General features: G+C 42.9%; 1 protein-coding gene and 1 pseudogene. Both read left to right on the top strand.

The window, feature by feature from the left end; translation table 11 throughout:
- Positions 1–624 (top strand): VirB4-like conjugal transfer ATPase, CD1110 family (locus WMO75_RS19375; protein WP_349078820.1); only part of this gene is annotated, 624 nt, incomplete at its 5' end.
- 130 nt (positions 625–754) lie between these two features.
- Positions 755–2119 (top strand): annotated as a pseudogene (locus tag WMO75_RS19370) (CD1108 family mobile element protein); the annotation flags it as partial.

Raw genomic sequence — 2119 nt, 5'->3', positions numbered from 1 at the left:
CTGAGAAAACAGGAAGAGCCGGAAGCACAGCGACTGGCCACTTCGTTGGAAATCTATGTTACAGGTTCTCTGAATGTATTTAATCATCAGACAAACGTGGATATCAATAACCGCATTGTCTGTTTTGATATCAAGGAGCTTGGTAAGCAGTTGAAAAAGATCGGGATGCTTGTAATCCAGGATCAGGTCTGGAACAGGGTAACGATGAACCGTTCTGCCCATAAGTCCACCAGATACTATGTGGATGAGTTCCATCTTCTCTTAAAAGAGGAACAGACTGCAGCTTATAGTGTGGAGATCTGGAAGCGATTCCGTAAATGGGGTGGTATTCCAACTGGCATCACTCAGAATATTAAGGATTTGCTGTCTTCCAGGGAAATCGAGAATATATTTGAAAATTCAGATTTTATTTATATGCTGAACCAGGCTTCCGGAGACAGGCAGATTCTGGCAAAACAGCTGAATATCTCACCAACCCAGCTGTCCTATGTAACCAACAGTAATGAGGGTGAAGGACTTCTGTTTTATGGAAATGTCATTATCCCATTTGTAGACAGATTCCCGAAGAATTCCCTCTATAAAATCATGACAACCCGCTTGGAGGAGACTTCTGAAGCAGGTTAAAACAAAGGAGAAAACAATGTTACGAGCAATTTCATATGTATTAACTTTTAGTGGCGGTGCTGTTTTTGGCATCGCTTTTCTCTGTTTATTACAGGCAGGGAAAGGGTATCCGAAGAAGGAGGAGTAATCAGTGGCAGAACAGAGAATGAAAGTCAGGGACAAGAAAGTCCAGAAGATGACCAAGGATGGTCTGGTGGAAGAAAACCTGACAGATAAATCTTCTGTTCGTGTCAGTAACCGTGTCGGTGATGTGCAGATGGGAAGAAAACAGGGGGAAAAAGAAGAAAACCTTGTGGATAAGTCTCCCCGCCAGTCTGAACGGAGTGGGAAAAATATTCGACCCTCTGTGCAAAAATCCAGAGATGCACCGGAACTGATACGGACAGAGAAGCAAAGTGAGGATTTTGGACAGAGTAGTAAACAGCAAAATAGAAAAAGAATCCGTGCTGAAGTCGGAAAAGAATCCAGACTTGCAGAAGAATCCGAAGCCGGACAGTCAGGGAGACTGAAAGAAAAACGTGCTGATCTATCAGAAAACAGAGGAGACAGCCGGAGAAATCAGACAGGTGGCAGCAAAAAGCCAAAACAAAAACAACGTTTGAAGTTTGCTTATGAGGAAACTGGTGCTTCTGTGAAAAATGACAAAGATATGGAGAAATTGAACCAGATGGATACGGATGGAGTCAATTTCCGCCATCAGAAACAGAAAGAAAAAGCCAAAAAGTTTTCTTATGAAGAAGCAAGAAAGAAAAAGGAAGCAAAGCAGCATTCCAAGAAAGCACAGGTCTATCAGGCAAATGAAGGAGAAACTCCTGGAAAGAAAAAATCCCGTTTGAAGTTTGGTGAAGGGGAATCTGTGAAAACAGAAAAAACTTCTGTTGTCAAGAAAGCAGGAAGTGCAACTTCCGTAGCATTGCACCGTGAGATCAGCAAAAATGAAGACGATAATGCGGCGGTAGAAGGTGCCCATAAGTTAGAAGAAAGCGGCGAAGGTGTTTACCGGCTGGAACAGAGAAGTGCCAGACGCAGGAAACAGTGGGCATCCAGAAAAAGAAGCAGACTTGAAAGACAGGAAGAGAAACAGGCACAGGCTGCATCCCATCAGGAGCAGAAGAAGCTGAAAAAACAGATTCAGAAGCAACAGATCAAATGGGATTATGCCAAAGCGAAGCGAAGTGAACAGACAGTAGGAACAGCTACAAAAGGTACGATTGATTATATTAAGAAGATTGGCGGTAAGGTCACCAACTTCTTTAAAGAAAATCGGAAGGTGTATATCAGTGTAGCAGTTCTGATCGGATTGATGTTTCTGATCATAACGAATGTCACGTCATGTTCTGCAGTGTTTTTACAAAATGTAATCACTTACACAGGGACCAGTTATCTGTCATCGGATCAGGCAATCCGGGAAGCGGAATTGTATTATACACAGCTGGAAGCTAATCTGCAGGAGCGGATCAACAACATGGAATCTGAAGAACCGGGACATGAGGAA

This window comes from Blautia intestinihominis (assembly GCF_040096655.1).
In the GTDB taxonomy this organism is placed as follows: domain Bacteria; phylum Bacillota; class Clostridia; order Lachnospirales; family Lachnospiraceae; genus Blautia_A; species Blautia_A intestinihominis.
This window is presented reverse-complemented; position numbering and strand designations above follow the sequence as displayed.